The following is a 10,628-nucleotide window of genomic DNA, read 5'->3' as shown; positions in this document are numbered from 1 at the left end:
CCACGTACACTTGATTGTAAAGGTTCCGCCAAAGCTGAGTGTTTCCAAGCTGATGGGGGCGCTAAAAGGGAAGATAGCTCTGAAGCTATTCAACAAGTTTCCGTACTTGAGGAAGAACAAGCTTTGGGGCAACCACTTTTGGCAGCGAGGGTATTTCGTAGATACTGTGGGTATTAACGAAGAAATCATACGCCGATATGTAAGACATCAAGAGAAAGTTGAGCGTCAAGAGCAAGGTGAGTTGGCGCTGCACTAGACAAAGGCCCCCTTCGAGGGGGCTCATTCAAAGCCACCTTCTTTAGAAGGTGGATATTTACATGCCTGAGCTTGGCCAGATAGATAAAAAGCCCCGGCTAGGTGCGCGGGGCTTTGATTGGTAAACATGGAATTACTAGAAAAGCTCGAGTCCTCGCTAACGTAGGATAAGAGACTGGTGAATATCGCCGCTTGTACTTACTTGCAGCGTCACTTCCCCCGCTCCTTTGCGGCGAACCACCGCCAAGGCTCTTCCCTGAGAAGTGCTTACCCGCCCTCCTTGATAGGCTGCCACGTTATCGATGGCGCCGTTGTCCACGCCGAGTAGCTCGGCTGGACCACTGAGCTCAAAGGTTAGCGCCATTTGCTGATGGCGAACTGCGATGCCGTGCGCATCTTGCAGTTGAACCACAATATGGGTGGCATCGTCGGTCTCGAGTGAGGCTGGTTCTTGAGCGAGTCTAAGGCTACTTGGCACACCGCTACTAACCAAGCAATCTTCACATACCTGCTCACCTTGGTTGTAGCCGCGGGCGATCACTTGGCCGCTCTCAAAAGGTATCGCCCAGCGGCATACCCGATCGGCTTGCTGATCTACACGTACTCGACTCAACACGCGACCATTCACTTCCAGCTCCAGCTCCTCACAGTTGCTGTAGGCCTGAATCAGCACGGTTTGTTCATCATAGTTCCAGTGGCGGAATTGCTCAGGCCACAGCCATAGGCGGGTTTTCCAGGCCTCGCTGTCACGCTCAAAAGCTTGCTGAGTCGCAGGGTCAACCCGGTAGCTGTCAAGATCGCACTCACAGGTAGTGAGGGTGAGAGTGGGACTGTCTTGCCATAGCGATTTAAACAGGTAGTAACTGGGCTTAGGGAAGCCGGCACCATCGAGCAGGCCTGAGCCGGTGGCTTTCTCCGGCCATTTATCGTGCATCTCGCCGAGGTAGTCGATACCGGTCCATAGGAACACGCCAGCGACCTGCGGGTTGTCCAGTACCGCTTTCCACTCATGCCACTGCGGCAGGTTCTCATTACCGATGATCGGATATTGCGGGTAGTGCTGCTTGGCATAGGGGTAGATGACCTGGCGATAGCTAAAGCCGACCACATCCAGCGCCTCGGCGTAGCCAGACAAGAAGCTGGCAGAGGGCAGGATGCAGTTGGCGGTCACCGGTCGGGTGCTATCGAGCTGCTTCACCCATGCCGACAGCATTTGTGCGGTCTTGCCGATATCGTGTGTTTGGCGCGGCAGCGTATCGAGGTAGTGCTGAATTTGCTCGGGGCTATGTGGCGGCATACTCCAGAAGTAGTTACCGGACCATTGAGCGTCAAAGAAGCCGGTGGCCTCGGCATTGCGTGGGTAGGTCCACTCAATCTCATTGCCAATGCTCCACATAAAGATGCAGGGGTGGTTGCGGTGGGCGAGCAGGGCGTTAGTTAGATCGCGCTTGGCGTTGTCGGCAAAGAAATGGGCATAGCCTTGCGAGAGTGCATCGCCGGTTTGGTCACCCATGTTAAGCCGCATATCTTTGGGGTAGTCCCACTCGTCGAAGAACTCATCCTGCACCAGCAGCCCTAGCTTGTCGCACAGGCTTAAAAAGGACGCCGATGCAGGGTTATGGGCGCTGCGCACCGCATTCACCCCGGCCTGTTTAAGTGTGAGCAGGCGACGGGTCCACACGCTATCGGGCACTGCCGCGCCCACCAAGCCGCCATCGTGATGCAGGCATACGCCTTTAATCTGCAGCGCTTGGCCATTGAGCGAGAAACCGCCGCTTGGGTCGAACTCAAACCAACGGATCCCCAGCGGCTGCTCAAGGCGGTCCACCTCGACACTGTTACACCGTACCGAGGTGACACAGCGATACAGGTAAGGCGAATCGGGTGACCAAAGCTTGGGCTGAGCGATCTCAAGACTTAAGGTGTGCTCGCTTGCTGTGCTGGCAGTTTGTGATACGCAGGCAAGTGGTGTTTGGCTGTCGGCGTCGAACACCTCCATCTGTAGCTGTACATCGGCATCTTTGGGTAGTGCTTTTGAGAGCGCAATGCAATGACTGACTACTGCACGCTCCTCACTCACCTGCGGGGTGGTGAGGTGGTGTTGCCACAGTGGGATATGCAGCTCGTTTACCAGTAGCAGGTGCACATTACGGTAGATACCTGCCCCGGGATACCAACGGCTATCGGCAATCCGGCTGCGATCAACATGGATCACTAGCTCGTTCTCCTCGCCTTGTCGTAAGCGATTGGTGATATCCAGATAAAACGGTGTGTAGCCATTTATCTGATGATGCAAAGGCTCACCATTTAGAGTCAGTGAGGCATGGTTATAGATACCATCAAACACCAGCAGCGCGTGTTTGCCTGATTCGAAATCCAGGCTAAAGCGTTTGCGATACCAGCCTTGTCCACCGGGTAGGTACCCGGTCGCACCCTCGTATTGATCTGAGAAGGGCTGGCTAACGCTCCAGTCATGGGGGAGTGTTACTGGTTGCCATTGGTCGTTGTCTGGCTGAGTGTCGGCAAGCTGAAATTGCCAGTGTTCGTTGAACAGTATTAGCTGCCGAGGGGAGCAGGGGTTGAGAGTCTGTGAGTACATCGCTGGGCCCGTTGATGAATGAAAGTGGATGATCGCAGCAGTCTGACCTTACTGGCCGTTTATTTGGGGCTCGATAGGTCAATACCCGATTAAAACAGCAGAAACACCAGACCAGTTTCTTGTATTGGTTGATCTATTTGCGATATTGCGACGGGATCGGAGGGAATTCAGTGAACAAGCTCACAGAACCTATTATCCCTGATTTTTGGTACTAATTACCTCTAAATAGGTGCGTTGCGAGGCTAAAAAACCACACAATTGGTTGACTAAATTATCAGCTAAGCTCTTGATTTAGTTATTTTGGTCATCAAATAAACTAAACTTATCGACCTATTGGTGGAAGTGTTAGCTCAATCACTTTAAATTGGTCGCCCTTTGGCTATCTTTTGTCACTGGTGAATGAAACTGGTTGACCAGGTGTCAGGCTTGTTAGCGACAACGCCTCATCAATACCTTCCAGATTATCTCTGCTTTTTACCGAACGATTAATGCAATGGCGCCAATGGTTTAGGTCTGTTTGCATCGTTCGCTGCAGTGGCAACGATTTCACAATGACTGTGATGCCTCAGGTAAAGGCAGGGTCATATTGCTCGAAGGGAACTCCTCGGAGCTTAATAACAGTACAAGGTGAATGTATGAAACTGAGAAAAGCCAGGCTCGCTGGTTTGATTTCTTTAGCACTATTGGGTAGCTATGGCTGCGCGTCGACAACCGATGAGGCAAGCGAAGGCGCTGCTGACGCGGCGGCTGAGAAAGCCGAAGATACCGGTGGTGCACTTCCTGAGTTTGAAAGTGATGCCATCCTCTCTCTCGCATCACTAGACCACGCCAGCGCCAGCATCGTAAGCGGCCAAGGCGTGACCAAGGGTGATAAGGCGCTGCGCCTTGATTTCGAAGCCGTCTCTGAGGCTAACAAGTTCAACTACTGGCCGCATATTAAGCTGCGCCCAGAAGGGGGCTTCTGGAACTGGAACGCCAACGGCAGCTTAACCCTGGATATGACCAACCCAACCGACTCCCCGGTTAACGTCATTCTGAAATTAGTGGACAACGTGGGCGCCATGGGCGCTGGCACTAACCAAATCAACTATGCCGTGAGTATTGCGCCGGGCGCTACCGAAAACGTAGAGATGCTGTTTAACGGTACTCAACGTGCGTTGGCAGGCTACTGGGGTGGCGAAAAACTGAATCTGCGTAATCTGGTCGAGTTCCAGGTGTTTGTTCAGGGCCCTGCCGATGAGCAAAGCGTAATTATTGATAACTTCGGTCTGGTAGCCGCAACCGGTGACTTTGTTGCCGCTGATGCTGGTGAAGTGGTCGTGGAAGGCCCAGTGCCGGGGCTACTTGATATTACCCACTTCGAGAAAGGTGAAGCGCGGGTATTGTCTGATCGCTCCAGCGCACCGAACAAGTTTGTTAAGCACGGTGACAGCCGCTCGATTGAAGCGGTCTTCCCTGAAGGTACCCAATGGCCCAACCTGACCTTTATGGCTGACCAGCCTTGGGATTGGTCTGAGGTGGGTGATTTTAACCTCGCTGTTGATATGGCCAACATTGGCGATCAGCCCGTGCAACTGTTTGTACGTATCGATGATGCGGAAAACCAAAACTTTGGCGGTGTGGCTAACGGCGTAGAGCACAGTATCTCGGCCTACGTGACGCTAGCCCCTGGTGATGATGGCACTTACTACATTGCCCTCAAGCAGCTGAGCGATCAGCTGGTCAGTGGCATGCGCTCCGAACCGCCTAAGAAGGCTTACAACGCTCAGGCGATCAGCTACGGCTGGGGTGAGACTGAGCTGGATGTGTCGAACATCGTGTCGATGCAGCTGTACATGGAGAAGGGCAACGATGCCAAGATCCGAGTCGATAGCCTGCGTTTGATCCCCAACATCGATGCCGACACCAGCCGCTACGAAGGCATTATGGATGAGTTCGGTCAGTTCACCGGTTATGACTGGCCAGAGAAGATCCTCGATGAAGCCCAGCTTCAGCAAGATGGTAAAGAAGCGCTAGCGCATATCGGCAACCCGCAACCGCTGGCTGATCGCAGCAAGTTTGGTGGCTGGGCCGAGGGCCCGCGCTACGACGCAACCGGCTTCTTCCGCGTTGAGAAAATCGATGGCAAATGGGCGATGATCGACCCTGAAGGCTACCTGTTCTTTGCGACTGGTTTAGACAATGTGCGTATGGATGACACGGTTACTGTCACCGGTATCGACTTTGCCGACCCAGATACGCGCGGCGGACAAGAAGTTGCCTCGCCACTGCGTAACGCCATGTTCGAGTGGCTGCCGGAGTACGACGAAGAGTTGGCTGCCAACTACGACTACGCCAGCTACATGCACTCGGGTGCACTACCTAAGGGTGAGGTATTCAGCTTCTACCGCGCCAACCTGATGCGTAAGTACGACACCGACCTGGAAAGTGCGCTAGATATCTGGGAAGAAGTCACCTTGGATCGCATGGTTGACTGGGGCTTCACCACCTTGGGTAACTGGTCCGATCCACGTTTCTACCAAAACGAACGCGTTGCCTATGAGGCGCATGGCTGGATTATGGGTGACCACGCTCGCATCAGCACCGGTAACGACTACTGGGGCCCAATCCACGATCCCTTCGACCCTGAGTTTGTGACCAGCACCCGCAACATGGCGGAGTCGGTGGCTAGCGAAGTGAAAGGGCCAAACGACCCTTGGTTGATGGGTATCTTCGTTGATAACGAGATGAGCTGGGGTAACACCCTCAACGAAGCCAACCACTATGGCCTAATCGTTAATGCCTTGAGCTATGACGCGGCTACCAGCCCGGCGAAAGCCGCCTTCTCGATGGTGTTGAAAGAGAAGTATGGCGATATCTCGGCGCTGAGCAGCGCTTGGGGTGTTGAGGTGGCGTCGTGGGATGCCTTCGATAAGTCGTTTGATCACCGTTCGCGCCTGAGCTCAGCAATGAAGAAAGACTACTCCGAGCTGATGCAGATGCTGTCTGAGAAGTACTTCTCTACTGTACAGGCCGAGCTTAAGCGTGTGCTGCCTAACCACCTTTATCTAGGTGCCCGTTTTGCCGACTGGGGTGTTACCCCAGAGATTGCGCGTGGTGCCGCGCCATATGTGGACGTGATGAGCTACAACCTGTACGCCGATACCCTGACCGGTAAAGGTGACTGGAGCCGTCTGCCAGAGCTGGACAAGCCAAGCATCATCGGTGAGTTCCACTTTGGTTCTACCGATACCGGCCTGTTCCACGGCGGTATTGTCGCTGCAGCCGACCAAAAAGACCGTGCCCGCAAATACCGCGAGTACATGGAGAGTGTGATTGAGAATCCGTACTTTATTGGTGCCCACTGGTTCCAATACCTGGATTCGCCAGCCACCGGTCGTGCCTGGGATGGTGAGAACTACAACATCGGCTTTGTAACTATCGGCGACGTGCCTTACGAGGCGCTGGTAGAAGAAGCCAAACAGGTCAACCAAGAGTTGTACCAACTGCGTTACGGCAAGTAAGCCCGAGGCAACCTGCACAGGGGTGTGGGTTGCCTTTTTTAGTGATACCCGAACAACCTCAAGGTGCAGGATTCAGAGGCGCTCAATGTCCATAGGGCGAGGCGAAAATGCGAAGGAATGGTGACCCATTTCGAGTGTTTTTAACGAATAACTATGGACATTAAGCGCCTCCCGGAGGGCGAGTTTTCCAGTCCCTCATACTGCGTTACTGCTCCTTGATTTAGACCACTAGATCGGCGGAGCAGCGCCTTGCCTGAGGGGCTGGTAACTCTCGCTGAACATGCATCTTGAGGTTGCTCGGGTATACCCCACGGAGGGAGTGTTTATGAAGTATTTAGCGTTCGCCCTGTTGCTGCCGGCCTTTTCTGGGCTTGCATCCAGCACATTGGTTACATCGTTTGAAGAAAGCGATCCCTCCTACACGCTTGCCGTGGACAACAAAGCCAGCCAATCCATCGTTGAAGGCATCGAGTATGCCACCGACCAAGACAGAGCCTGGAAGGTCTCCTTAGGGCCGGCTTGGTCGGGCGGCGTCAAGATCTACAACGACAAGGGTTGGGATTGGCGCAAGTACGGCAGCCTCTACCTAGATGTGGTCAACCCAAGCAACAAGCGCGCTCACTTTCAGGTGCGAGTGCTAAGTAACTTTGCCTGGGTCGAAGACAGCGCCATGAGCTGCAGCTTCGAACTCGACCCGGGGACTGAGCTCGACCTGCAAGTGGTCTTTGGTAAAGCCTCCCACTGCCACCATGGCAAGAAGTTTAACCGGGGGCGGGTGATGGAGCTTCAGTTATGGACCGAGCGCAGCGCCGAGGTTTCGCTGTATGTCGACAATATTCGGGTTGGACGCTGAGTGTATACCCGAGCAACTGAGAGAGAGTAAAAGTAGGCGAATCGCCATTGGTGAATCCCTGTTTTTTATAAAAAAGCGCAGATAAAACAAGACGCTTTTAATGCAACACCAGAGAGGAGCTGCCCGGCAAATTCAGGGCAGTTAGAAAAGAGAGAACATAAGGAAATATCTATGAAGGCTTTTAAAGTTTCGGTGCTGACCGCATCGATGCTTGCGGCGGTACCAGCGTTTGCTGCAACAACCTTGATAACCTCATTTGAGGATGGCGATCCTGCGTTCCAGTTGTCTACCAATGGCACTGGTGCGGCTCAGGAAATCGTTGCGGAGAACGCCACCGACGGAAACAACTCATGGCGGGTTACTTTAGGGGCAGGCTTCGCTTCGTCGGCGGACCTGTATAATGAGAACTCCTGGAACTGGAGCGATCAAACCAAATTGCTGGTTGATGTAGTTAACACCAACAGTGGCACCATTAACTTCGGCTATAAAGTTCTTACCAACTACACTTGGTTGGACCCGGATATTCTGACCGACTACACAAACGTTGAGCCTGGCACGACCACTATTGAGATCCCCTTGGATGAGGTATCGGAGTTTGGCGTTATCGGTGACACCTACAACAAAGGTGTCGCCCATACCATCCAGTTCTTCTCTGCGAACTCACCAGATTCAGTACTGTACTTCGATAACATTCGCGTAAGCGATGGCAACGATGAAACGCCTGTAGAGCCACCCGCACCAACCCCTGCCGAGGGCGCGGTTGCCAGTGCACCAGTTAAAACTCTGGCACAGCTAGAAACCTTCGATAGTATGCCTGTATCGCTTCAGCCAGCAGGCGACAACATCACTGTAGAGCTGGTTGAACAAGGCGTAAGCATCGGTAGCTCAGCCTTGCAAGCAACCTACGCGGCGGGCACTTGGGATGGCATCGTGTTTGCTCCAGCCGTCGCTGATGGTGGCGCTGCTTGGAACTGGTCTGAACTGGGCGATGATATTGCGGTAGCCGTGGATATTACCAACCCCAGCGACAGCAACGTTAACGTAATTACTCGTATCTCAGATAACGTAGACTCTAACGACGAAGGCTTTGCGGCGCGCATGGCGACCGTGCCAGCCAACTCCACTGAAACCATCTTTGTCAGCCTGCAAGACTTAGCGCCGAGGTTGAGCCAAGCAGAGCGCGTTGCGCACTTGGGCATGCGTGATATCCCAGCCCTGCCTGCCAACTATGTGGCTAACGACTGGCTAGGCGAGTGGCAAACACTCGATACTGGCCGCATTACCACCTTGCGTTTCTACCTACCGGGCCTTGCCAGTGATACCACGCTGATCTTTGACAACCTGCGGGTGATCAAAGACCTCAACGCCGATTCGGCCTATGCCGAGATTGTTGATGCGCGCGGTCAAAATAATCAGGTGACCTACCCCAACAAGGTCGCTAAAGCCACTGACCTGGCTGATCTGGGTAGCGCAGAAGCTGCAGACGGCGTACTCGGTGAGCTACAAGGTAGCGCCCGCGGCGGCGACTACGGTAGCCACCCAAGCCTTCAACCAACAGTCGATTGTGTGCTTGATGCGCCTGCCTCGTTCAACGCCTGTAAAGATGCCGATGGCAAGTGGCATCTGGTTGACCCGGATGGCTATGCCTTCTTCTCCAGCGGTGTGGCGAACATCCGCCTGACCGACACCTACACCATGACCGGTGTTGCCACTAATGGTGAGAACTCGGCACTGCGCCAGTCTATGTTTGTAGACATTCCGGGCGGCTACGTGAATGAGTCCACTGGACCGGTTCACAGCGGCCCAGTTTCTCAGGGACAATCGGTCAGCTTCTACGGCAACAACCTGGTTGCTCGTCACGGCAGTGAAGAGGCATGGCGCGAGATTACCCTTAAGCGTATGAAGGACTGGGGCTTTACCACCCTAGGTAACTGGACCGATCCCGCGTTCTACGCCGAAACCGAAATGCCGTATGTGGCCAACGGCTGGACTGCCAGCTGTAACGGCGCCGATGGCTGTGGCGATTACAAAGTGATTGGCGATGGCTACTGGGGCGGAATCCCCGACCCATGGGATCCTCAATTTGCAGCCAATGCGGCGCTAATGGCGGCGCAAATCAAGGCAGACGTGGGTGGCCAAACCGACCTGTTGGTGGGTATCTACGTTGACAACGAGTTCAGCTGGGGTAACAGCAACGGCCAGTACGACAACGAGAACCAAAACCTGCTAACCCAGATCATCGCAACCTTCGCCACAGACGCGACCACGGCAGGCAACAGCCCAGCGAAAGAAGCCTTGATTTTCATCATGCAGCAGAGCTGGGGCTTGAACTATGCCGACATCTCAGCACTGAATACCGCATGGGGCACCAGCTTTGGCTCCTATGATGACTTGCTGCCAAGCATCAGCCTCACCGATTTCTACACCGGTGAGCAAGCAGCGATCACCGCCGACTTGGAGAAGCTGCAGTACTTCTATGCCTTGCAGTACTTTAACGTGGTTAATGATGCGCTAGAGGCAGAGTTGCCGGGCCACCTCTATCTGGGCGCGCGCTTCGCTGATTGGGGCCGCACTCCACAAGTGGTGAATGCAGCTGCAGACGTTGTCGATGTGATTAGCTACAACATCTACAAAGAGAGCGTGACTGCAGACGACTGGGATTCAGCGGCTCTGGATCAACTTGCCACTCTGGACAAGCCGGCGATTATCGGTGAGTTCCACTTTGGTTCGCTTGATAGCGGTAGCTATGCCGAAGGTATTGTCGGTGCGGCTTCACAGGCTGCCCGCGCTGAGAAGATGATTGCCTACTACGAGTCGGTGATTGATAACGCCAACTTTGTGGGTGCTCATTGGTTCCAGTACATTGACTCTCCACTGAGTGGCCGTGCTTGGGATGGCGAGAACTACAACGTAGGTCTGGTCAGCGTTACCGATAGCCCGTACACCGAGATGACCGATGCAGCACGTTTGGTGAACTGCTACATCTACGATGCAAGCCTTAAAGATCAGTGTGCCACCGAGCTAGCCGCCGCGGATAGCGAAGCGACTGCAATGTCTGCTGGCAATGCAAGCGCTCGCTCGTCGGCCCTGTACTCGGGTAATAACATCGGTGTATCCCACAGTGGCCCGACTGCACCGGCGCCAGAGGACGAGGAAGATGACACCACCGATCCTGATACCCCTGATACGCCAGACGAACCAGACACCCCGGATGAGCCAGATACACCAGATACAGAAGAGCCGCCGTACCACAACGGTGGTGGTAGCAGCAGCTGGCTGGTTATCTTTGGTCTAGCGGTATTGGCGCTGGTTCGCCGTAAAGCGCAAGCATAAAGACCTTGAATGAGGTGGGAAGCCCTTCCCATCGCGTAACAAGCCACCCAATAGGGTGGCTTTTTTCATCCCAAATGAGCCTATA

General features: G+C 54.1%; 5 protein-coding genes. 4 read left to right on the top strand and 1 reads right to left on the bottom strand.

The annotated features are described in order from the left end of the window. On the top strand, nucleotides 1-256 hold a 256-nt coding region (gene tnpA / locus G461_RS0105195), incomplete at its 5' end, for an IS200/IS605 family transposase (protein WP_026971035.1). Nucleotides 257-412: 156 nt separating this feature from the next. Here tnpA and G461_RS23355 read toward each other — a convergent pair. Beyond that, the gene (locus G461_RS23355) at nucleotides 413-2,854 is read right to left on the bottom strand and encodes a glycoside hydrolase family 2 TIM barrel-domain containing protein (protein ID WP_035479389.1); all 2,442 of its coding nucleotides are present in this window, start codon (nucleotides 2,852-2,854) and stop codon (nucleotides 413-415) included. 635 nt (nucleotides 2,855-3,489) lie between these two features. Here G461_RS23355 and G461_RS0105185 point away from each other — a divergent pair. The 3 genes from G461_RS0105185 to G461_RS0105175 all read left to right on the top strand — a co-directional run bounded on the left by G461_RS0105185 (nucleotide 3,490) and on the right by G461_RS0105175 (nucleotide 10,543). Beyond that, nucleotides 3,490-6,357: a hypothetical protein gene (locus G461_RS0105185; RefSeq protein WP_026971034.1), complete on the top strand. Its 2,868-nt coding sequence runs from the start codon at nucleotides 3,490-3,492 to the stop codon at nucleotides 6,355-6,357. A 325-nt stretch (nucleotides 6,358-6,682) separates the two neighbouring features. Next, nucleotides 6,683-7,210 (top strand): hypothetical protein, encoded by a 528-nt coding sequence (locus G461_RS0105180; protein WP_026971033.1) that lies wholly within the window; start codon nucleotides 6,683-6,685, stop codon nucleotides 7,208-7,210. A gap of 171 nt (nucleotides 7,211-7,381) precedes the next feature. Next, on the top strand, nucleotides 7,382-10,543 hold the full coding sequence (locus G461_RS0105175) for a GlyGly-CTERM sorting domain-containing protein (protein WP_026971032.1): 3,162 nt from the start codon (nucleotides 7,382-7,384) through the stop codon (nucleotides 10,541-10,543). The last annotated feature ends 85 nt before the right edge of the window (nucleotides 10,544-10,628 follow it).

It is taken from the genome of Aliagarivorans marinus DSM 23064, assembly GCF_000429485.1.
Classification (GTDB): Bacteria; Pseudomonadota; Gammaproteobacteria; order Enterobacterales; family Celerinatantimonadaceae; genus Aliagarivorans; species Aliagarivorans marinus.
This window is presented reverse-complemented; position numbering and strand designations above follow the sequence as displayed.